Raw genomic sequence first — 19,861 nt, 5'->3', positions numbered from 1 at the left:
GGGCCCTCGTAAGGCGAAGGTGGTGGCCCGGCACTCCCTTTCCCGCGTTCGCATACATGGCCCTGTCCGCCTTGTCACCCGTTTCAACGGCGGACATGCCATAAACACGGATACCCAGCCGCAACATTGGGCGATATCGCACGGATTCAAGGCGTTTTTAAGACAGCCCGCATCGGATCCCGCCAAGCGGCAAATTGCACCATCTGCCCCTTGGCCTTCCTGCCAAAACCTCTATCCTGACCCACGATGGCGCGCGATCCGCCCCGACGACCTGCAGAAAGCCGCCTGATGCGAGTTCTTCCATTTTTCCTGGGCCTGTGTCTGGCGGCCTGCGCCTCCACGCCCCCATCAGAGGTGGAGCGGGAGCTTCCCACGATTCCTTCTCTGACGGATCCGCTGCCGCCGATGAAGATGTTCGGCACGCCCGATCCCCTTCCGGCCCTGCGCAGCAACGCCGAAATGGCCCGCGATTTCCTCGACCTCAGCTTCGCGATGGAAAGCGGCAGCGCCCTTCCGGTCATGAGCCGCTTCGAGGGCCCGATCACCGTAGGCTTTCGCGGAAAGGTGCCGGCAACGGCGCAGGTCGACCTCGACCGCGTGCTGAGTCGGATGAGGAACGAGGCGAAGCTGAACATCCGCCGCGTGTCCGGCCCGGCCGAGGTCGTGATCGAGTTCGTGCCAACCGAAGCGCTTCACGGCATCGCGCCCACCGCCGCCTGCTTCGTCGTGCCCAACATCGGCTCGTTCGAGGATTACGGCAAGAACCTGCGCAACCGCGATCTGGACTGGTCGCGCCTGACCGAACGTCGTCAGGCCGCGATCTTCATCCCGTCCGACGAAAGCCCGCAGGAAATCCGCGATTGCCTGAACGAGGAGCTGGCCCAGTCCGTCGGCCCCCTGAACGACCTCTACCGGATCCCCGACACGATCTTTAACGACGACAACTTCCTCAGCGTGCTGACCGGCTTCGACATGCTGATGCTGCGCATCTACAACGCGCCCGAAATGCACACCGGCATGACGCGGGAGGAAGCGGCCCGCGTGGTGCCCACGCTGCTGCGCCGCTACAACCCCAAGGGTGATTTCTCGGTCCCCCTTGGCAACACGGACACGCCCCGCAGCTGGAACCGCGCGATCGAGACGGCCTTCGGGCCCGACGCCACCGATCGCGCCCGTCTGGTGGCCGCGCAGCGCGCCCTGCGAATCGCCGCGGACCGGCAATGGATCGACGCGCGGATGGGGTTCAGCTGGTTCGCGATCGCGCGCCTCAGCCTCAACACCGACGTGGCGGCGGCGCTGGAAGGCTTCCTTCAGGCGGCCCGCGTGTATCGCACCCTGCCCGATCAGGACGTGCACGCCGCCCACGTGGACATGCAGATGGCCGCCTTCGCGCTGTCCTCGGGGCAGCTGGAGGCGGCGATGCTGTTGACGGATGTGGCCATTCCCGTGGCGCGGCAGGCCGAAAACGCGGGCCTTCTGTCCACGCTCCTGATGATCCGCTCCGAAGCGCTGCGGCTGCAAGGTGACACGAAGGCCGCCAAGGCGCTGCGCCGTGAAAGCCTGGGCTGGGGACGCTACGGCTTCAAGAACGACGCGGACGTGCGCCAGCGGCTGGCCGAGGTTGCGGCGCTGGCTCCACCTTTCTAACCCTCCAGCGCCTTGGCCAGACGCGGCAGACGGGCGCGCTTCAACAGCGCCTTCCGCGACACAGGCCCGCCCGACATGGCCTCGGCCCGCTGATGCACCTGGCTCACGGCCTCGGAGACAGGGCCCGCGTGATGCGACCACATCTCCCACAAAAGGCCATCGGGGTCGCGACGCTCCACCCCCTCGGCCCGTAGGACGTGCTGGGGGAAGTCGCTGGCGTTCACGGTGATGATGATGTCGGCGCTGCCCGCGATGGCGGTGGCCAGAACGTGGATGTCGTCCGGATCGGGCAGATGCAGCCGCGCTTCCAGCCCCGGCCGAGGGCCGACCATGGCCCCCACGAACTGTGCGTTCATGGCGGCGGCGGTCTGACGGACCGCCTCCTCCTGCCCGTGCCGCCGCGCGGCGCGCGCCCATTCCTCAAGAATACGCTCGGACCACAGGGGCTGATACACGCCGCGGGCCGCAACGCTCAGCAGAACGTCGCGCAGGACCGGCGGGAAGATGACGCAGGTGTCGAGGACCGCCCTCATCCATCCAGCCGGAAGAACAGCGCCTTGAGATAGCCGCTTTCGGCCAGCTGCGGCAGCATCGGGTGATCCGCCCCGGCAAAGCCCGTGTGGATCAACTGACCGCGACGCCCGCCCCGCCCGATGCCGCGCGCGCTTGCGTTGCGGAAGCTGGCCAGATCGGCCGCATGCGAACAGGAACAAAGCACAAGATAGCCGCCCGGCGCGACCAGCGGCGCTGCCAGGCGGGCAATCCGCTCATAGGCGCGCAAGCCCGCTTCCAGCGCCGGTTTCGAGGGGGCAAAGGCCGGAGGATCGCAGATCACCAGATCGAAGGTCGCGCCCTCTTGGCCCAAGGCTTCCAGAACGTCGAAGGCGTCGCCCTGACGCGTGGCGAACCGGTCCGCCACCCCGCCAGCCTTTGCACCCTCGGTCGCCAAAGCCAGCGCCGTGGCCGACGCGTCGACGGCCAAAGCCGAAGCCGCCCCACCGGCCAGGGCGGCCAAGGCGAAGCCGCCCACATGGGTGAACACGTCCAGCACTGATGCATCCCGCGCCAAGGACGCAGCGAAGGCATGGTTCGGCCGCTGATCGAAGAACAGGCCCGTCTTCTGCCCGCCCACAAGATCGGCCATGTAGGTTGCGCCATTCATCGACACCGGGATCGGCGCGTCGATGTCGCCGCGCAGCGTCACCAGCTCCTCGGCCAACCCCTCCAACCCGCGCGAGCGGCCGGAACCGTTCTTCACGATGCGGGTCACGCCCGTCACATCGGCCAACGCCTCGGCCAGCGCGTCGATATGCGCCTCGGCCCAGGCGGCGTTCGGCTGGATCACGGCGGCGTCGCCGAAACGGTCGATGATGATGCCCGGAAGGCCATCGGCCTCGGCATGAACAAGGCGATAGAAGGGTTCGGCGAACAGCCGTTCGCGCAGGGACAGCGCGCGGCGCAGGCGGGCGCGGAACCAGTCCGCGTCGATCACCGCCTCGGGATCGCGGTCCAGCATCCGCGCGATGATGCGCGACGCGGTGTTGACCGTGACCAGACCCAGCGGGCGACGTTCGCCGTCTTCCAGAACCGCAAGGGCGCCGGCGGGCAGCGCCTGCGTGCGGCGGTCGGTCACCAGTTCATCGGCATAGACCCAGGGGAAGCCGTGGCGAATGGCACGGGCCTCGGCCTTGGGGCGAAGACGGACGGTCGGGCGGGTGGGATGATCGGGCTGGGTCATGCCTGCGATCTATCCTTTTCCCGCCCGTGACGGAAGGCCTCAGGCGGCCTTCGCGTCGCCTTTTGCGGCGAAGAATTCGCGAATGGCCGTGAAGAAACGATCGCCCTGCGCGCGCAGGAAGGCAGCGCGGTCGCGTTCGGCCTGGCGGATGATCTCTTGCTGTTGCGAGGTCATGGGGAACCTGTCCTTGTCTTTGGCTTCGTCTTTCCATGTAGAGGATGGACCGGATCTGTGCATGGCATGATTGGGAAGCCCCGCCATGCACGTCCTGCAACCCTTGTTCGCGGAAGGTCTTTCTTTTGGGCGAAGTTACCGCTACCACCTTGGACAACCCCGGCGGATGTCCCATGTTAGCCGGACAAGCCAGAGGTGGTTGACCCATGACCCTGAACAGCACCCTAGCCCGCGTGACCGACCGTATCCGCGAGCGTTCCGCGAAAACGCGCGGCGATTACCTGGCCCGCATGGCCGCCGCCGCCAGCGATGGCCCGCACCGCGCGCACCTGACCTGCGGCAACCAGGCCCATGCCTATGCCGCGATGGAGGATGACAAGCCCGCGCTGGTCGAAGGCCGCGCCCCGAACATCGGCATCGTGACGGCCTACAACGACATGCTGTCGGCCCACCGCGTCTACGAACACTATCCCGAACATATCCGCGAGGCCGCCCGCCGCGTCGGTGCCACCGCGCAGGTGGCCGGTGGCGTGCCCGCCATGTGCGACGGCGTGACCCAAGGCCAGACGGGGATGGAGCTTTCGCTTTTTTCCCGTGATGTCATTGCCTTGGCGGCCGGTGTTGCCATGTCGCACAATGTGTTCGATTCGTCTCTGTATCTGGGGATCTGCGACAAGATCGTGCCGGGCATGGTGATCGCCGCCTCCACCTTCGGCTTCATCCCGGCGGTTTTCGTGCCCGGCGGTCCCATGACCTCCGGCCTGCCGAACGACGAGAAATCGAAGGTCCGCAACCGCTTCGCCGCCGGAGAGATCGGCCGGAACGAGTTGATGGCGGCCGAGATGGCCTCCTACCATGGCCCCGGCACCTGCACCTTCTACGGCACGGCAAACTCCAACCAGATGCTGATGGAGTTCATGGGCCTGCACCTGCCGGGCGCCAGCTTCGTGAACCCCTACACCCCCCTGCGCGAGGCGCTGACCACGGCGGCCGTTGAACGCGCCGCCGCGATCACGGCCCTCGGCAACGCCTACTGCCCGGTGTCGGAGATTCTGGACGAACGCGCCTATGTGAACGGCATCGTCGGCCTGATGGCGACGGGCGGATCCACGAACCTCGTCCTGCACATGCCCGCGATGGCCCGCGCCTCGGGTGTGCTTCTGGATCTTGAGGATTTCGAGGACATCTCCTCGGCCGTGCCGTTGATGGCGAAGGTCTATCCGAACGGCCTGGCCGACGTGAACCACTTCCATGCCGCCGGCGGCCTTGGCTACATGATCGGGCAGCTTCTGGATGCGGGCCTGATGCATGACGACGCCAAGACCGTCATGGGCGACGGGATGCAGCCCTACCGGCACGAACCGAAGCTGGTCGATGGCGAGTTGAAATGGGTCGACGGCCCGGTGGAAAGCAGCAATGACAAGATCCTGCGCCCAGCTTCCGACCCGTTCCAGAAGTCGGGCGGGTTGAAGCAGCTGGCCGGCAATGTCGGGCGCGGGGTCATGAAGATCTCGGCCGTGGCACCCGAACGTCACGTGATCGAAGCCAAGGTCCGCGTTTTCCAGCAGCAGGAGGAGGTGAAGGCCGCCTTCCGCGCCGGAGAGTTCACGGGGGACACGATCGTCGTCGTCCGCTTCCAGGGCCCGCGCGCCAATGGGATGCCGGAACTGCACTCGCTGACGCCGGTGCTGTCGGTCCTGCAGGATCGCGGGCTGAAGGTGGCGCTGGTCACCGATGGCCGGATGTCGGGCGCGTCGGGCAAGGTGCCGGCCGCGATCCACGTCTCGCCCGAAGCGGCGCAGGGCGGCCCCCTGGCCCGCGTGCGCGACGGCGACCGGATGCGCGTGGACGCCATCACCGGCCGGATCGACGTGCTGGAGCCGGACTTCGATACCCGGGAGGCCGTCATCGCCGACCTGACCGCCAATCGCTTCGGCATCGGCCGCGAACTGTTCGAGACTTTCCGCCAAAATGTGGGCAACGCCACCGAAGGCGCGGCCGTCGTCGTATGAGGATCTCATGACTCCAGCTGAACAAAGCGCCCGCTCCGCCGAAATCTGCCGCCGCGCGCCGGTCATCCCGGTCCTTGTGATCGACGATCTGGCGCATGCCGCGCCGCTGGCCCGCGCGCTGGTCGCAGGCGGCCTTCCGGCGCTGGAGGTGACGCTGCGCACCCCCGTGGCGCTCGACGTCATCCGCGCCATGGCGGAGGTGGAAGGCGGCATCGTTGGCGCCGGCACCCTGCTGACGCCTGCCGACGTGAAGGCCGCCAAGGCCGCCGGCGCCACCTTTGGCGTGTCGCCCGGTGCGACCGACCGCATCATCGCGGCCTGCGAGGAGGAAGGTCTGGCGCTTCTGCCCGGTGCGGCCACGGCGACCGAGGTGCTGACGCTTCTGGAGCGCGGCTATACCGTCCAGAAGTTCTTCCCGGCCGAAAGCTCCGGCGGGGCCCCGGCGGTCAAGGCCATCGGCGCCCCGATCCCGCAGGTGTCCTTCTGCCCGACGGGCGGGGTGTCCCTGAAGAACGCCAAGGATTACCTTGGCTTGTCCAACGTTCTTTGCGTGGGCGGAAGCTGGGTCGCGCCCAAGGACCGCATGCTGGCCGGCGACTGGGACGGCATCACCGCCCTTGCACGGGAGGCGGCGGCCCTTCGCTGAGCCATCGGTCAAACGCCGCGCCCACCTGTTCGGCGTGGCGTTCGATCTCCTCGGCCAAGGCCTCGACACCCCCCATCTCGCGCTGCAGGAACGCCCGCCCGCCTTCACCCAAGGCCTCGGGATGCAGCGGGTCCGGCGACAGCAACCGTGACGCGGCCTGAAGACGCCAGAAAAGGCTGTCGGCCCGTTCCAGCGCAGGATCTTCGACCGCCACTTGTGCCTGCAGACGCCGCTCGGCGCCGCCTCGCCTCAGGGTCAGGAACTGGCCCAGCAACTCCAGATCCATGAGCCGCCCGACCCCGTTCCGCGCATCCCAAGGCGACCGGAGCGGCTTCGCCATGGCCAGGCGGCGCCGCATGTCGGCCACATCCGCGGACACCCGAGGATCCGCCCCGCGAACCGCCAGCACCTCCTGCCGCAACGCCTCGACCTCGTCGATCAGGTCCTCCGGCCCAACCAAGGGATCAGCGCGGGTCAGGGCCAGATGCTCCCACGTCCAGGCGTCTTCCATCTGATAGGTGCGGAACGCGGCCAGCGACGTCGCCAACGGCCCCTGACGGCCCGAGGGACGCAAGCGCATATCCACGGCGTAAAGCGCGCCTTCCGTCGTCTGCGCCGTCACCGCCGTTAACAGCGCCTGCGTCAGGCGCGAATAATAAGCTTGCGCTGACAATGGCTTGGCACCCGTACTTTCCATCTCACCTTTATTGTCATAGATCACGATCAGGTCGATGTCCGATCGCGCGTGCATCCGCCCGGCACCAAGGCTGCCCATGCCCAGAACCACCGCGCCGCGTCCGGGCGGCGGGCCGTGTCGCGCAGCGAATTCCTCCACCACCACAGGCCACAGCGCCCTGATTACGGCCCGCGCCAGATCGGCGTATTCGCGCCCCACCTGTTCCGCCGTCGCCAGCCCCCGCAGATGATGCACGCCGATGCGGAAATGGCGTTCCTTCATCCAGCGCCGCGCGGCGTCCAGCTTCGCCTCGTAATCGCCCGCGCGGGCCAGATGCAGCGTCAGATCGGCCTGCAATGCGACGCTATCGGGCCACGGCTCGAAGAAATGCCCGCCGATCACCGCGTCCAGCACACTGGAATGGCGCGACAGATACCGGGCGAGGTCGGGCGCGACCGAGGCGATGTCGACGATCAGGTCGACCAGCTGCGGATTGGACTCGAACAACGAAAAGACCTGCACCCCCGCCGGCAAGCCTCGCAGGAAACCGTCCAGCGACAGAAGCGCCTCGTCCGGATCGCGCGCCTTTTGCAGCTCGGCCAGAAGCTGCGGCCGCAGACGCCGGAAGATCGTCCTTGCCCGCGCGGATCGCAAGGCGGGATACCCCTGCCAGCGGGCCACGATCTCGCGGGTACGCGGGCTCAGCTCCGGTTCCTCCGGCGCGTCGCCGGGGGTGAAGAAGGCTTCCGTCCGTTCCGCCGTGCGGGTCAGCCGGTCCAGCATCGTGTCGCGGAACGCGTCCGGCTCCTGCCCGGCCAGATGGGCGACGCGGGCGAAGGCTTCCACCTCGCCCGGGATGCGGTGGGTCTGCTGATCCGCCACCATCTGCAAACGATGCTCCACCTCGCGATGCGCGCGATACAGATCCGTCAGTTCCTCAGCCGTCTCTGTCCCGATCCAGCCCGCTTCGGCCAGCGCCGCCAGACCTCCCACGGTGGTGCGCGACCGCAGGGACGGATCGCGCCCCCCGGCGATCAACTGGCGGGTCTGGGTGAAGAACTCGATGTCGCGGATGCCGCCCTGACCCAGCTTCAGGTCGTGCCCTTCGACCTTCAGCGGGCCGTGAAGCCCCCGGTGGTCGCGGATGCGGGTGCGCATGTCATGCGTGTCCTCGATCGTCGCGAAATCCAGATGCTTGCGCCACACGAAGGGCGTCAGCGCCTTCAGGAATCGTTCCCCCGCCTCCAGATCGCCGGCGCAGGGGCGCGCCTTGATGAAGGCCGCCCGCTCCCACGTCCGCCCCTCGCTTTCGTAGTAGCTTTCGGCCGCCCCGATGGCGAGGCAGACGGGCGTCACCGCCGCGTCGGGCCGCAGGCGCAGGTCCGTCCGGAACACATAGCCATCCGTCATGTCCGACAGGATGGAGGTCATGCGCCGCGTCACGCGGATGAAGGCGGTCCGCGCCTCCTGCCAATCCGCGTGGCGGGTTTCGTCGAACAGGCAGATCAGGTCGATGTCGGAGGAATAGTTCAACTCACGCGCGCCGGTCTTGCCCATGGCCAGCACGACCATCCCGCCCGCCGCCTCAGCCGAGGGCAGCTTGCCGCGCCGGACCTCCGCCTCCACCAGCCGCTGGACGCACAGATCCACCGCACGGTCGGCCAGATCGCTGAGGGCGCCCGTCACCCGCGCCAGCTCCCAGGCGCCGCCCAGATCGGCAAGCGCGGTCAGCAGGGCCACGCGCCGCTTCATCTCGCGCAGCGTTGCGGGCAGCGCGGCCAGATCGGCGTCCCGCGCCAGTTCGGCCGCCAGCGCCGCGTCCGGATCGGGCAGCGCCCCGCGCAGCCATTCCCCTTCGCGACGCAGCAGATCCTTCAGGTACGGGCTGGCGCTGGCGGCGCGCGCGAGCAGCTCCCGCTCCGGCAGGGCGGCGAACCGCTCCCGTATCTCGGCGGCGACGGCGGCGTCATGTTCAAGCGGAAGGCGGGTGATGTCCATGCCCGCAGTATTGGCCCCTTCAACCCCGCGGGCAAGACGGCAGAGAATGTGAATATCTTTAACATCACCTCTTGATCGAACCGTTGCCGCATCCGATATTCGTCATGTGAAAGAGATTAACATACCAACCGGAGACGCTCGCATGAACTTATCCTCGACGGCCGCCGCCGGCGGCGGTTTCCTTGCCTGGCCCCGCAAGGCCGAGGCTTGGCTGGACGACCGGGGCCGCGCGGCCTGGATCGCGGCCACCGTCCTTGGCTTCATCCTCGTCTGGCCTGTCGGCCTTGGTCTTCTTGCCTACATGATCTGGAGCAAACGCATGTTCAAACGCAACAGCGCCTGCGGCCGCCGCGCCGCCAACATCTTCAACGCCGCCAAGCCCAGCGGGAACGCCGCCTTCGACGCCTACAAGCAGGACACGCTGAAGCGTCTGGAGGAGGAGCAGATGGCGTTCGAAGGCTTCCTGAAGCGCCTGCGCGAGGCCAAGGACAAGCAGGAATTCGACGCCTTCATGTCCGAACGCGCCCGCACCCGCGACATCACGCCCGCGGAAACCAACTGAGACTGGCGGCCTTCGGGCCGCCCCACCCCCCGGAGGACCGATGACCGACGCGACCCTGATGGACGCCCTGCCCGATCCCGACCGCCATGCCGAACTTTACGAGGGCGTCACCGCGCGGCGTGGTCTTGCATGGCTGGCCGACATCGCCCTGATCTTCGTGATCACGATGGTGATCGTGCCGCTGACCGCCTTCACCGCCCTGTTCTTCTATCCGCTGCTGTTCATCGCGGTCGGCTTTGCCTATCGCTGGTGGACGATCTCCCGCCGCTCCGCCACCTGGGGCATGCGCCTTTTCGGGATCGAGTTCCTGAACCGCCACGGCCAACGTCTGGACGGCACCGAGGCGCTGATGCACGTTGCCGGCTACATGCTGTCCATGGGCACGCTTCTGGTGCAACTGCTGTCGATCGGCCTGATGCTGACCACGCGCCGCCGTCAGGGCCTGACCGATCTGGTCCTTGGCACCGTCGCCATCAATCGTGCGTCATAAAATCGCAGTTTCCCTTGGCGAATGACCGTCGGCCCGTTACCTTACGGTCATTCGTTCTTCCGGGACATCATGCGTCACACCCTTCCGATCGCCCCCCAATTCTATGTCACGGCCCCGCAGCCCTGCCCCTATCTGGATGGGCGGATGGAGCGCAAGCTGTTCACGGCCCTTCAGGGCGAACATGCGCAGCGCCTGAATGACGGGCTGTCGAAGCAGGGATTCCGGCGCTCCCAGAACGTGCTGTACCGTCCTTCCTGCGCGGAATGCAGCGCGTGCCTGTCGGCCCGCATCCGCGTGGCGGATTTCCAGCCGAGCCGGACGCAGCGCCGCGTCTTGAAGCGCAACGCTGCCCTGCGCCGCAACCCGACCGCCCCTTGGGCCACCGAAGACCAATACGCCCTGTTCCGCCGCTATCTGGACGCGCGCCACGCGGATGGCGGCATGGCGGACATGGACATCTTCGAATTCGCCGCCATGATCGAGGAAACGCCGATCCGCAGCCGCGTGGTCGAATACGGCTCGGATGACGGGCTGGCCGCCGTATGCCTGACGGACGTCTTCGACGACGGCCTGTCCATGGTGTATTCCTTCTACGACCCCGACCTCGTGGATCAAAGCCTCGGTTCGTTCCTGATCCTCGACCATGTGAACATCGCGCGTGAGGCGGGGCTGCCCTATGTCTACCTCGGCTACTGGGTGCCGGGCAGTCGCAAGATGGGCTACAAGGCCAATTACGACGCGCTGGAAATCTACAAGGACGGCGTGTGGCAGGATATCGGCAACCCGGCCGATCACGATTCCGCCCGCGATCCCGCGCTGGTGGAGCCGATTTCCGAACAGGTCGCCCGCATCGCCCTGCCCGAGGCCCGCCGCGTCTGACCTTGCCGAACGCTCACGCGGCGGTTACATCACCTTCAGGCCCGAAAAGGGCCGTTGGTGACCGGGCCCCTCTGGCGTCAGTCTGCGGCAATGACGTGATGTCGGCACCATCCCTTGCGTTCCTGCCGCTGGACGTAAAAAAATGACCCAATCGCTGTTCACGACAGCCCCGGACGGGGGCCGTACATGACCACGTATCCCCTTCAGAAATCCACCCTTTCCTACCTCACCTGGGCCTTTGTCGCCACTGCCGTCGGTCTGGCGCTTGGCGCGTGGCTGGGCTGGGAAAGCACCGGCACCCTGCAAGGCACGGCGTCGATCTTCTTCATCTGCGCGGTTCTGGCCGTGCTGGAGATCTCGCTCTCCTTCGACAACGCCATCGTCAACGCCAACAAGCTGAAGACCATGGACCCGGTCTGGCAGCGCCGCTTCCTGACCTGGGGCATCCTGATCGCCGTCTTCGGCATGCGGATCGTCTTCCCGCTGCTGATCGTCGTCATCGCCGCGCAGGTCGGTCCCTGGACCGCCCTCGTGATGGCCGCGGCCGAGCCGGAGCAGTACGCCGCCATCATGCACGACGCCCACATGCCCATCGCGGCCTTCGGCGGCACGTTCCTGATGATGGTCGCGCTCAGCTTCTTCTTCGACCATGAAAAGGACATCCACTGGGTTCCGGGCTTCGAGGCCTGGGCGCAGCGCTACTCCTCCATCAAGGGAATGGAGATCGCGTTCGTCCTCCTCGTCTCGCTCGCCATCTCGCGTCTTGTGCCCGAGGGGCCGGAAAGGTCGACCTTCATCATCTGCTGCGTCTACGGTCTTGTGACCTTCCTCGTGGTGGAGGTGCTGGGCGCCTTCCTCGACAAGTCGCAGGAAACGGCCAGTGCTGCGGCCCGCGGCGGCCTTGGCGCCTTCCTGTATCTGGAAGTGCTGGACGCGTCCTTCTCGTTCGACGGGGTGATCGGGGCCTTCGCGCTGACGCAGAACCTGTTCATCATCGCCATCGGCCTGGGCATCGGCGCGATGTATGTGCGATCGATGACGATCATGCTGGTCGAGCGCGGAACGCTGGCGCAGTACCGTTATCTGGAACACGGCGCCTTCTATGCCATCCTGATCCTGTCGGTGATCATGTACATTCAGGCCATCCCCGGCGTGCACATCCCCGAGGTGATCACGGGCCTCGGCGGCGCCTGCCTGATCGGCCTTGCGCTCTGGTCCTCCATCCGGTGGAATCGGGCCAATCCGAACGCCGCACCGGCCCACTGAAACTGAAAAGGCCCGCATCGCGCGGGCCTTTTCCTTATTCCTGCACCGTGACCTTGACCATCCGGTCGGGGGTGCGCGGCGGCTCCCCCTTCGTGATGGCGTCCACCACGTCCATGCCCTTGATGACATGCCCGATGACCGTGTACTGGCCATTCAGGAAGTCGCCCGGCGCGAACATGATGAAGAACTGGCTGTTGGCCGAGTTCGGATCCTGCGTCCGCGCCATGCCGACCGTGCCACGCGCAAACGGCACGTTGGAGAATTCGGCCGGAAGGTCCGGAAGCTCCGACCCGCCGGTGCCGGCGCGGCCCGCGCCTTCACCCTTGCCGAACTGCACGTCGCCCGTCTGCGCCATGAAGCCGTCGATCACGCGGTGGAACACGACGTTGTCGTATTCGCCGGATTTCGCCAGCGCCACGACCTGCGCCACGTTCTTCGGGGCCACGTCGGGCAGCAGGTCGATCACGACCTGCCCGTTCGCGCCCTGACCCGCCACGTCGATGACGAGGTTCGGACCCGGCCCGTCTTCCTGCGCCAGCGCCGCGCCGGCGACCAGCGTCAGCCCGGCGGCCAGAACGATCTTACGCATCGGCGGCCACGCGCACGCGGATCATGCGGTCCGGCTCTTGCGGCGGTTCGCCGCGGACGATCTTGTCCACGAACTCCATCCCCGAGATGACCTGACCGTAGACGGTGTACTGGCCGTTCAGGAAGTTGTTGTCGCCGAAGTTGATGAAGAACTGGCTGTTGGCCGAGTTCGGGTTCGACGAACGTGCCGCGCCCAGCGATCCGCGCGCGTGCGGAACCTTGGAGAATTCGGCCGGAAGGTCCGGCAGGTCCGACCCGCCCGTGCCCGCGCGGCGCAGGTTGAAGTCCTGTTCGGCATTGCCGTTCGCCACATCGCCCGTCTGGGCCATGAAGCCTTCGATCACGCGGTGGAAGACCACGTTGTCATAGGCGCCGGCGCGGGCCAGCGTCTTCATCCGCTCCACATGCTTGGGCGCCACGTCGGGCAGAAGCTGGATGATGACGTCGCCATCCTTCAGCGTCATGATGATCGTGTTTTCGGGATCCTTGATCTCGGCCATCGGCCTCTCCTTTGTGGTTCCGGCCAAACCTAATGCGCGAAGGGGCCGGTGAAAAGGCACCGTTGACGTATCCTGTGCCCGGTGCAACTTGTTGCGCAACCAAGAGGAGCTTTGCATGGCCTGGAAAACGCTGGACGACGTCGACCTGCAGGACAAGACGGTCCTGGTGCGCGTGGACATCAACGTGCCGATGGACAACGGCACCGTGACCGACGCCACCCGCATCGAAAAGATCGTGCCGACGGTGCGCGACATCGTGCAGGCCGGCGGCAAGCCCGTGCTGCTGGCCCATTTCGGCCGCCCCAAGGGCAAGGTCGTGGAGGAGATGAGCCTGAAGCCGCTGGTCCCGGCCCTTGAAAAGGCGCTGGGCCTGCGCGTCGTGTTCGGCAAGGACTGCATCGGCGACTATGCCCGCGGCGCCATCGCCGAGGCTGGCGAGGGCGAGGTCGTCCTTCTGGAAAACACCCGCTTCCACGCCGGCGAGGAGAAGAACGACAGCGAGCTGTCGCGCAACTTCGCGGCGCTGGGCGATCTTTACGTCAACGACGCGTTCTCGGCCGCGCACCGCGCGCACGCCTCCACCGAAGGGGTGGCGCATCTTCTGCCCGCCGTCGCCGGCCGCCTGATGGAAGCCGAGCTGAAGGCGTTGGAAGCGGCGCTGGGCGCGCCGACCCGTCCCGTGGTGGCCATCGTGGGCGGCGCCAAGGTGTCGACCAAGCTGGACCTGCTGGGCAACCTCGTGGAAAAGGTCGACCATCTGGTGATCGGCGGCGGCATGGCGAACACCTTCCTGGTCGCTCAGGGAATCGAGGTCGGGAAAAGCCTCGCCGAACGCGACATGGCCGACACCGCCCGCGGGATTCTGGCAAAGGCGCAGAAGGCCGGCTGCCAGGTGATCCTGCCCGTCGACGTCGTGGTCGCGCGTGAATTTAAGGCCGGCGCCGCGTCCGAAACCGTCAGCGCCGAAGCCTGCCCGGCCGATGCGATGATCCTGGACGCGGGCCCGGAAAGCGTCGCCCATATCGCGATGGTCTTTTCGCAGTGCAAGACGCTGATCTGGAACGGCCCCCTTGGCGCGTTCGAGATCGAGCCCTTCGACAAGGCCACCAACGCCGCCGCCGCCAAGGCCGCCGAACTGACCGAAGCCGGCCAGCTCGTCTCGGTCGCAGGCGGGGGCGACACGGTGGCGGCGCTGAACACGGCGGGCGCGGCCGATCGGTTCACTTACATCTCCACCGCCGGGGGTGCGTTCCTTGAGTGGATGGAGGGCAAGACCCTGCCCGGCGTCGCCGCGCTTGGATGATTTCACGGGGGTTTCGCAAAAAGATCATCCTTTGTCGGCATGTTAGCGCGACCAAGATTGCGAAGCCCCCCACTGCCCCATACACCTTCCGAAGCGGATTTTTTCAAGGAGTCGACGATGCGTGCATCCACAACCGTCCAGCGTATTCTTGCCAATTACGAAGGCGAGAACGCCGGCGTGAAAGGCAACCTTTGCCGCATGTTGATGGAAGGCGAGCTGGGTGGCACCGGCAAGATGATCATCCTGCCGGTCGACCAGGGATTCGAACACGGCCCGGCCCGCAGTTTCGCGCCGAACGCCGCAGGTTATGATCCCCACTACCACTACCAGCTGGCGATCGACGCGGGGCTGTCGGCCTATGCTGCGCCGCTGGGTCCGCTGGAAGCGGGCGCCGACACCTTCGCGGGCCAGATCCCGACGATCCTGAAGGTGAACTCCGCCAACTCGCTCATGTCCGACACGGCGGGCAAGAACCAGGCGATCACGGCTTCGGTCGATGACGCATCGCGTCTGGGCTGCGCGGCCATCGGCTTCACGATCTATCCGGGTTCGGACATGGCGTTGGACATGTTCGAGGAGATCGTCCAGATGCGCAAGGAAGCCGCCGCCCGCGGCATCGCCACCGTGATCTGGTCCTATCCGCGCGGCGAGGCCGTGACGAAGGACGGGGAAACCGCCATCGATGTGGCCGCCTATGCCGCGCATGTGGCCGCCCTGCTGGGCGCCCACATCATCAAGATCAAGCTGTCCACCGACCACATCATGCAGCCAGAGGCCAAGAAGGTCTACGACGCGCAGAAGATCGACGTGTCCGACATGGCCGCGCGGGTGAAGCACTGCGTGCAGGCCTCCTTCGCCGGTCGCCGGATCATCGTCTTCTCGGGCGGTGCCACGAAGGGCGAAGATGCGGTCTATGACGACGCGCGCGCCATCCTGGCCGGCGGCGGCAACGGCTCCATCATCGGGCGCAACACCTTCCAGCGCCCGCGCGAGGATGCGCTGGCGATGCTGGGCAAGCTCGTCTCGATCTACAAGGGTCAGGCCTGACCTTCAGGGGTTTCCCGGTTCGTCCGGGAAACCCTTTGCCTGCCGCCCCCCCTTGTGGCATCAACAGGTTGTCGCCGGTCAACAGGCGTTTGGGGCAGCAGATGACGAAACCTCCCGCACTTGGCGCCACGGTCTATTTCATGATCCTGGCCACCCTGGGCCTTTATTTCACCTTCGCGGCCGTTCAAGGCGATTATGGCGTGTTCCAGCAGGTGCAGATCCGTGCCCAGACGGAACAGCTTGAAAGCGAACGGTCGCGCCTTCAGGCGCAGCTGGACGATATCCAGAACCTGACCCGGCGCCTGTCCACCCAGTATCTGGACTTGGATCTGCTGGACCAGCAGGCCCGTGACATTCTTGGCTATACCCGCCCGGATGAGATCGTCATCCGTTGAGTTCGCACTACACTCCGCCCCATGCAATTTTGCGCTACACTCGCGCAGGATGATGCGATAAAGATAGTTTAAGGCTAAACTATATCCGCTTGCTGTGGAGGAGGACGCAATGGCCACCAAAGATACGGCCACTATCCCCAACGTTTCCAAGGATGAACTCCTTGGCTATTACCGCGACATGCTTCTGATCCGTCGCTTTGAGGAAAAGGCCGGCCAGCTGTATGGCATGGGCCTGATCGGCGGCTTCTGCCACCTCTACATTGGGCAGGAAGCGGTCGTCGTGGGCTTGGAAGCCGCGGCGAAGGAAGGCGACAAGCGCGTCACCTCCTACCGCGATCACGGGCACATGCTGGCCTGCGGCATGTCCGCCAATGGCGTCATGGCCGAGCTGACGGGTCGCGAAGGCGGCTACTCGAAGGGCAAGGGCGGCTCCATGCACATGTTCTCCAAGGAGAAGCATTTCTATGGCGGCCACGGCATCGTCGCGGCGCAGGTGCCGATCGGTGCCGGCCTGTCCTTCGCCGACAAGTACCTGGGCAACGACAACGTCACCTTCGCCTATTTCGGCGATGGTGCGGCGAACCAAGGCCAGGTGTACGAGACGTACAACATGGCCCAGCTGTGGGACCTGCCCTGCGTCTTCGTGATCGAGAACAACCAGTATGCCATGGGTACGAGCGTGAAACGCTCGACCAAGTCGCCTTCCTACTGGGAACGCGGCGTAGCCTACGGCATCGCGGGCGAGGCCGTAGACGGCATGGACGTGCTGGCGGTGAAAGCGGCCGGCGAAAAGGCCGTGGCGCATTGCCGTGCCGGCAAGGGTCCGTACATCCTCGAAATGAACACCTACCGTTACCGCGGACACTCCATGTCCGATCCGGCGAAATACCGGACCCGGGACGAGGTGGAGAAGATGCGTTCCGAAAAGGACCCCATCGAGCATGTGCGCGATCTGCTGCTGACCGGCAACCACGCCACCGACGATGACCTGAAGGCCATCGACAAGGACATCAAGGCCATCGTGAACGAATCCGCCGAGTTCGCGAAGACCAGCCCCGAGCCGGACGTGTCCGAGCTCTGGACCGACATTTACGCGTAAGGGGGCGATACAATGGCAACGCAAGTTCTGATGCCGGCGCTGTCGCCGACCATGGAAGAAGGCACGCTGGCCAAGTGGCTGGTGAAGGAAGGCGACACCGTGAAATCCGGTCAGGTCATGGCCGAGATCGAGACGGACAAGGCCACGATGGAGTTCGAAGCCGTGGACGAGGGCATCGTCGGCAAGATCCTGGTGGCCGAGGGCACGTCGGGCGTGAAGGTGAACACGCCGATCTGCGTTCTGGTCGAGGAAGGCGAGGATGCGGACGCGGCGTCCGGTGAGGCCGTCGAGCCGACCGAGGAAAAGAAGGCTCCCGAAGCCGAGGGCGGCAGCGTGAAAGCGCTGGACGAACCGGTCGTCGCCTCCCCCGGTGCGCCGGTTCCGGGCAAGCGCGACCGTTCGCCCGACTGGCCCGAAGGCACGAAGATGAAGACCATGACCGTGCGGGAAGCCCTGCGCGAGGCCATGGCCGAGGAAATGCGCGGCAACGACCGTGTCTTCCTGATGGGCGAGGAAGTGGGCGAATACCAGGGCGCCTACAAGATCTCCCAAGGCCTTCTGGACGAGTTCGGTCCGAAGCGCGTCGTCGACACCCCGATCACCGAGCACGGCTTTGCCGGCGTCGCGGTTGGTGCGGCCATGGGCGGCCTGAACCCGATCGTGGAGTTCATGACCTTCAACTTCGCCATGCAGGCGATCGACCAGATCATCAACTCCGCCGCCAAGACGCTGTACATGTCCGGTGGCCAGATGGGCTGCCCGATCGTGTTCCGCGGTCCGAACGGCGCCGCCGCCCGCGTGGGCGCGCAGCACAGCCAGGACTACGCGGCGTGGTACGCCCAGATCCCGGGCCTGAAGGTCGTGATGCCCTATTCGGCCGCCGACGCCAAAGGCCTGCTGAAACAGGCGATCCGCGATCCGAACCCCGTCATCTTCCTTGAGAACGAGATCATGTACGGTCGTTCGTTCGAGGTGCCGGATGTCGAGGACTTCACCATCCCCTTCGGCAAGGCGCGCATCTGGCGCGAAGGCAAGGACGTGACCATCGTGTCCTTCGGGATCGGCATGACCTATGCCCTGGAAGCCGCCGACAAGCTGGCCGAAGAGGGCATCGAGGCCGAAGTGATCGACCTGCGCACCCTGCGTCCGATCGATTACGAAACGGTGCTGGAATCGGTCCGCAAGACGAACCGTTGTGTTACCGTCGAGGAAGGCTTCCCCGTCGGCTCCATCGGGAACCACATCTCGGCCACGATCATGCAGCAGGCGTTCGACTATCTGGACGCCCCGGTGATCAACCTCGCAGGCAAGGACGTGCCGATGCCTTATGCGGCAAACCTTGAAAAGCTTGCGCTGGTCACGACCGCCGAGGTGATCGAGGCCGTCAAATCCGTCTGCTATCGCTGAGGAGAGACGAATGGCTACTGAAATCCTGATGCCGGCCCTTTCCCCGACGATGGAGGAAGGCACGCTGGCCAAGTGGCTGGTGAAAGAGGGCGACGAAGTCAAATCCGGCATGGTGCTGGCCGAGATCGAGACGGACAAGGCCACGATGGAGTTCGAGGCCGTGGACGAAGGCACCATGGGCAAGATCCTGGTCGCTGAAGGCACGGCGGGCGTGAAGGTGAACCAGCCGATCGCGATCTTGGTCGAGGACGGCGAGGAGGTTCCGGCAGACGCCGGGGCGTCCAAGCCCGCCCCCGGTCCGGACCATTCGGCCGATGACCAGTCGGTCGAGGATCAGAAGGCCGACGCCGAAGAAGAAAAGATCGGCCGTCAGCAGCAGGTGGAACCCGAAGGCGAAGGCAAGGTCCCCACGACCTCGGCGGCACCGACCAAGGGCGGTTCCGCGGCCTTGAAAGGTGATGGAAAGCGCGTCTTCGCCTCGCCCTTGGCCCGGCGCATCGCCGCCGACAAGGGGCTGGATCTGTCGCAGGTTCAGGGCACCGGTCCGCATGGCCGGATCGTGAAGGCGGACGTGGAAGCGGCGAAGCCCGCGGCTGCGAAGTCGGAAGCCCCCAAGGCCGACGCACCGAAGGCCGAGGCGCAGAAAGCCCCCGTCGCCTCCGCCACCTCCAGCGCCGACGCCGTCAAGAAGATGTATGACGGCCGCAGCTATGAAGACGTGCCGCTGGACGGGATGCGCAAGGTCATCGCCGCCCGCCTGACGGAAGCCAAGCAGACGATCCCGCACTTCTATCTGCGCCGGGACGTGAACCTTGACGCGCTGATGAAATTCCGCGCGACGCTGAACACGCAGCTGGAAGCCCGCGGCGTGAAGCTGTCGGTGAACGACTTCATCATCAAGGCCTGCGCGCTGGCCCTTCAACAGGTGAAGGACGCCAACGCCGTCTGGGCGGGCGACCGCATCCTGCGGATGAAGGCGTCGGACGTGGCCGTGGCCGTGTCGGTCGAAGGCGGTCTGTTCACGCCGGTGCTGAAGGACGCGGACCAGAAATCTCTCTCGACCCTGTCGGCCGAGATGAAGGATCTGGCGGCCCGCGCCCGAAACAAGAAGCTGGCCCCGCATGAATATCAGGGTGGAAGCTTCTCCATCTCGAACCTCGGCATGATGGGGATTGAGAATTTCGACGCGATCATCAGTCCGCCGCAGGCCGCGATCCTGGCCGTGGGCGCTGGACTGAAGAAGCCGATCGTCGGCAAGGATGGCGAATTGACCGTGGCCACCATGATGTCGATGACCCTGTCGGTCGATCACCGCGTGATCGACGGTGCCTTGGGCGCTGAACTGATGAAGGCCATCGTCGAGAACCTGGAGCACCCGATTGCCATGCTGGCCTGACAGCCATCCATATGATCGGAACGCGGCCGGAGGGACAC

Annotated in this window: 19 protein-coding genes; 13 read left to right on the top strand and 6 right to left on the bottom strand. The window is 65.9% G+C overall.

The window, feature by feature from the left end:
- Positions 1-288 precede the first annotated feature (288 nt).
- Entirely contained in the window at positions 289-1,647 is a 1,359-nt protein-coding gene (locus ACSHZY_RS10230) for a DUF2927 domain-containing protein (RefSeq protein WP_435168737.1), read from the top strand.
- Here the strand turns inward: ACSHZY_RS10230 and ACSHZY_RS10225 are convergent.
- The 3 genes from ACSHZY_RS10225 to ACSHZY_RS10215 are packed head-to-tail and all read right to left on the bottom strand — an operon-like array spanning position 1,644 to position 3,559.
- Positions 1,644-2,180, bottom strand: a complete 537-nt coding sequence (locus ACSHZY_RS10225; protein WP_435168735.1) for an RSP_2648 family PIN domain-containing protein — start codon at positions 2,178-2,180, stop codon at positions 1,644-1,646. The two genes, ACSHZY_RS10230 and ACSHZY_RS10225, sit on opposite strands and share 4 nt — an antisense overlap.
- Positions 2,177-3,385, bottom strand: a complete 1,209-nt coding sequence (locus tag ACSHZY_RS10220; RefSeq protein ID WP_435168734.1) for an RSP_2647 family RNA methyltransferase — start codon at positions 3,383-3,385, stop codon at positions 2,177-2,179. Before ACSHZY_RS10220 ends, ACSHZY_RS10225 begins: the two co-directional genes overlap by 4 nt.
- A gap of 39 nt (positions 3,386-3,424) precedes the next feature.
- Entirely contained in the window at positions 3,425-3,559 is a 135-nt protein-coding gene (locus tag ACSHZY_RS10215) for a hypothetical protein (RefSeq protein ID WP_435168732.1), read from the bottom strand.
- Positions 3,560-3,765: 206 nt separating this feature from the next.
- Between ACSHZY_RS10215 and edd the strand changes: the two genes are divergently transcribed.
- Both edd and eda read left to right on the top strand, forming a co-directional pair.
- The gene (gene edd / locus ACSHZY_RS10210; protein ID WP_435168730.1) at positions 3,766-5,571 is read left to right on the top strand and encodes a phosphogluconate dehydratase; all 1,806 of its coding nucleotides are present in this window, start codon (positions 3,766-3,768) and stop codon (positions 5,569-5,571) included.
- Between the two features lie 7 nt (positions 5,572-5,578).
- Entirely contained in the window at positions 5,579-6,217 is a 639-nt protein-coding gene (gene eda / locus ACSHZY_RS10205) for a bifunctional 4-hydroxy-2-oxoglutarate aldolase/2-dehydro-3-deoxy-phosphogluconate aldolase (protein WP_435168729.1), read from the top strand.
- Here the strand turns inward: eda and ACSHZY_RS10200 are convergent.
- A complete protein-coding gene (locus ACSHZY_RS10200; RefSeq protein WP_435168728.1) occupies positions 6,180-8,891 on the bottom strand; it encodes a glutamine-synthetase adenylyltransferase in 2,712 nt (903 codons plus the stop codon). The two genes, eda and ACSHZY_RS10200, sit on opposite strands and share 38 nt — an antisense overlap.
- Positions 8,892-9,033: 142 nt before the next feature.
- Between ACSHZY_RS10200 and ACSHZY_RS10195 the strand changes: the two genes are divergently transcribed.
- The 4 genes from ACSHZY_RS10195 (at position 9,034) to ACSHZY_RS10180 (ending at position 12,088) form a co-directional block, all read left to right on the top strand.
- Positions 9,034-9,453 (top strand): DUF2852 domain-containing protein, encoded by a 420-nt coding sequence (locus tag ACSHZY_RS10195; RefSeq protein WP_435168726.1) that lies wholly within the window; start codon positions 9,034-9,036, stop codon positions 9,451-9,453.
- A gap of 40 nt (positions 9,454-9,493) precedes the next feature.
- A complete protein-coding gene (locus ACSHZY_RS10190) occupies positions 9,494-9,943 on the top strand; it encodes an RDD family protein (RefSeq protein WP_435168724.1) in 450 nt (149 codons plus the stop codon).
- Positions 9,944-10,012: 69 nt separating this feature from the next.
- A complete protein-coding gene (locus tag ACSHZY_RS10185) occupies positions 10,013-10,822 on the top strand; it encodes an arginyltransferase (protein WP_435168722.1) in 810 nt (269 codons plus the stop codon).
- A gap of 186 nt (positions 10,823-11,008) precedes the next feature.
- Positions 11,009-12,088: a DUF475 domain-containing protein gene (locus ACSHZY_RS10180; RefSeq protein WP_435168721.1), complete on the top strand. Its 1,080-nt coding sequence runs from the start codon at positions 11,009-11,011 to the stop codon at positions 12,086-12,088.
- Positions 12,089-12,122: 34 nt separating this feature from the next.
- On the opposite strand, the gene ACSHZY_RS10175 is transcribed toward ACSHZY_RS10180, so the two are convergent.
- Both ACSHZY_RS10175 and ACSHZY_RS10170 read right to left on the bottom strand, forming a co-directional pair.
- A complete protein-coding gene (locus ACSHZY_RS10175; RefSeq protein ID WP_435168719.1) occupies positions 12,123-12,677 on the bottom strand; it encodes a peptidylprolyl isomerase in 555 nt (184 codons plus the stop codon).
- The gene (locus ACSHZY_RS10170; RefSeq protein WP_435168717.1) at positions 12,670-13,176 is read right to left on the bottom strand and encodes a peptidylprolyl isomerase; all 507 of its coding nucleotides are present in this window, start codon (positions 13,174-13,176) and stop codon (positions 12,670-12,672) included. The genes ACSHZY_RS10175 and ACSHZY_RS10170 overlap by 8 nt, the downstream gene beginning before the upstream one ends.
- A gap of 115 nt (positions 13,177-13,291) precedes the next feature.
- Between ACSHZY_RS10170 and ACSHZY_RS10165 the strand changes: the two genes are divergently transcribed.
- The 6 genes from ACSHZY_RS10165 to ACSHZY_RS10140 all read left to right on the top strand — a co-directional run bounded on the left by ACSHZY_RS10165 (position 13,292) and on the right by ACSHZY_RS10140 (position 19,823).
- Complete coding sequence (locus ACSHZY_RS10165) at positions 13,292-14,479, top strand: phosphoglycerate kinase (protein ID WP_435168715.1); 1,188 nt, start codon at positions 13,292-13,294, stop codon at positions 14,477-14,479.
- A 117-nt stretch (positions 14,480-14,596) separates the two neighbouring features.
- Entirely contained in the window at positions 14,597-15,526 is a 930-nt protein-coding gene (locus ACSHZY_RS10160; protein WP_435168714.1) for a class I fructose-bisphosphate aldolase, read from the top strand.
- A 101-nt stretch (positions 15,527-15,627) separates the two neighbouring features.
- Complete coding sequence (locus ACSHZY_RS10155) at positions 15,628-15,921, top strand: FtsB family cell division protein (protein WP_435168712.1); 294 nt, start codon at positions 15,628-15,630, stop codon at positions 15,919-15,921.
- Positions 15,922-16,030: 109 nt separating this feature from the next.
- Complete coding sequence (gene pdhA, locus ACSHZY_RS10150; RefSeq protein ID WP_435168710.1) at positions 16,031-17,020, top strand: pyruvate dehydrogenase (acetyl-transferring) E1 component subunit alpha; 990 nt, start codon at positions 16,031-16,033, stop codon at positions 17,018-17,020.
- A 12-nt stretch (positions 17,021-17,032) separates the two neighbouring features.
- A complete protein-coding gene (locus ACSHZY_RS10145; protein WP_435168708.1) occupies positions 17,033-18,427 on the top strand; it encodes a pyruvate dehydrogenase complex E1 component subunit beta in 1,395 nt (464 codons plus the stop codon).
- Between the two features lie 10 nt (positions 18,428-18,437).
- The gene (locus tag ACSHZY_RS10140; protein ID WP_435168706.1) at positions 18,438-19,823 is read left to right on the top strand and encodes a pyruvate dehydrogenase complex dihydrolipoamide acetyltransferase; all 1,386 of its coding nucleotides are present in this window, start codon (positions 18,438-18,440) and stop codon (positions 19,821-19,823) included.
- Positions 19,824-19,861 lie beyond the last annotated feature (38 nt).

The organism is Falsirhodobacter sp. 1013 (genome assembly GCF_051195255.1).
Lineage (GTDB): Bacteria > Pseudomonadota > Alphaproteobacteria > Rhodobacterales > Rhodobacteraceae > Falsirhodobacter.
This window is presented reverse-complemented; position numbering and strand designations above follow the sequence as displayed.

Excerpts from the sequence above, each read along its gene's own strand:
- ACSHZY_RS10230 (WP_435168737.1), top strand. The coding sequence starts at position 289 with ATGCGAGTTCTTCCATTTTTCCTGGGCCTGTGTCTGGCGGCCTGCGCC.
- ACSHZY_RS10225 (WP_435168735.1), bottom strand. The coding sequence starts at position 2,180 with ATGAGGGCGGTCCTCGACACCTGCGTCATCTTCCCGCCGGTCCTGCGC.
- ACSHZY_RS10220 (WP_435168734.1), bottom strand. The coding sequence starts at position 3,385 with ATGACCCAGCCCGATCATCCCACCCGCCCGACCGTCCGTCTTCGCCCC.
- ACSHZY_RS10215 (WP_435168732.1), bottom strand. The coding sequence starts at position 3,559 with ATGACCTCGCAACAGCAAGAGATCATCCGCCAGGCCGAACGCGACCGC.
- edd (WP_435168730.1), top strand. The coding sequence starts at position 3,766 with ATGACCCTGAACAGCACCCTAGCCCGCGTGACCGACCGTATCCGCGAG.
- eda (WP_435168729.1), top strand. The coding sequence starts at position 5,579 with ATGACTCCAGCTGAACAAAGCGCCCGCTCCGCCGAAATCTGCCGCCGC.
- ACSHZY_RS10200 (WP_435168728.1), bottom strand. The coding sequence starts at position 8,891 with ATGGACATCACCCGCCTTCCGCTTGAACATGACGCCGCCGTCGCCGCC.
- ACSHZY_RS10195 (WP_435168726.1), top strand. The coding sequence starts at position 9,034 with ATGAACTTATCCTCGACGGCCGCCGCCGGCGGCGGTTTCCTTGCCTGG.
- ACSHZY_RS10190 (WP_435168724.1), top strand. The coding sequence starts at position 9,494 with ATGACCGACGCGACCCTGATGGACGCCCTGCCCGATCCCGACCGCCAT.
- ACSHZY_RS10185 (WP_435168722.1), top strand. The coding sequence starts at position 10,013 with ATGCGTCACACCCTTCCGATCGCCCCCCAATTCTATGTCACGGCCCCG.
- ACSHZY_RS10180 (WP_435168721.1), top strand. The coding sequence starts at position 11,009 with ATGACCACGTATCCCCTTCAGAAATCCACCCTTTCCTACCTCACCTGG.
- ACSHZY_RS10175 (WP_435168719.1), bottom strand. The coding sequence starts at position 12,677 with ATGCGTAAGATCGTTCTGGCCGCCGGGCTGACGCTGGTCGCCGGCGCG.
- ACSHZY_RS10170 (WP_435168717.1), bottom strand. The coding sequence starts at position 13,176 with ATGGCCGAGATCAAGGATCCCGAAAACACGATCATCATGACGCTGAAG.
- ACSHZY_RS10165 (WP_435168715.1), top strand. The coding sequence starts at position 13,292 with ATGGCCTGGAAAACGCTGGACGACGTCGACCTGCAGGACAAGACGGTC.
- ACSHZY_RS10160 (WP_435168714.1), top strand. The coding sequence starts at position 14,597 with ATGCGTGCATCCACAACCGTCCAGCGTATTCTTGCCAATTACGAAGGC.
- ACSHZY_RS10155 (WP_435168712.1), top strand. The coding sequence starts at position 15,628 with ATGACGAAACCTCCCGCACTTGGCGCCACGGTCTATTTCATGATCCTG.
- pdhA (WP_435168710.1), top strand. The coding sequence starts at position 16,031 with ATGGCCACCAAAGATACGGCCACTATCCCCAACGTTTCCAAGGATGAA.
- ACSHZY_RS10145 (WP_435168708.1), top strand. The coding sequence starts at position 17,033 with ATGGCAACGCAAGTTCTGATGCCGGCGCTGTCGCCGACCATGGAAGAA.
- ACSHZY_RS10140 (WP_435168706.1), top strand. The coding sequence starts at position 18,438 with ATGGCTACTGAAATCCTGATGCCGGCCCTTTCCCCGACGATGGAGGAA.